Origin of the sequence: Mycolicibacterium sichuanense (assembly GCF_033741125.1) — a bacterium.
In the GTDB taxonomy this organism is placed as follows: Bacteria; Actinomycetota; Actinomycetes; order Mycobacteriales; family Mycobacteriaceae; genus Mycobacterium.
The window spans coordinates 1-209 of record NZ_JAWQPU010000032.1 but is presented as its reverse complement, the minus strand read 5'-3'; the positions used below and the strand labels follow the sequence as shown (position 1 = coordinate 209).

At 71.3% G+C, this 209-nt stretch carries 1 pseudogene; it reads right to left on the bottom strand.

Annotation, left to right across the window (positions count from 1 at the left end):
• A pseudogene (locus tag SBI80_RS28180) lies at positions 1–209 on the bottom strand (HNH endonuclease signature motif containing protein); the annotation flags it as partial.

Below are 209 nucleotides of genomic sequence, written 5' to 3'. Positions count from 1 at the left end.
ACGCCGTGGGGTCCGATGGTGACCGTCCAGCCGAGTTCGGCGAGCAGGTTGTCCCCGCGGCAGGCCAGGACTTCCTCGTCGACGTTGGTCTGGCCGCCGTTTCGTGCCCAGCCTCTGGTGTGGTGGACCTGGGTGCCGTAGCCGGGGACGGTGCAGCCGGGTTTGGTGCAGCCGCCGTCGCGGGCCAACAGCACGATGCGGTGCGCGGC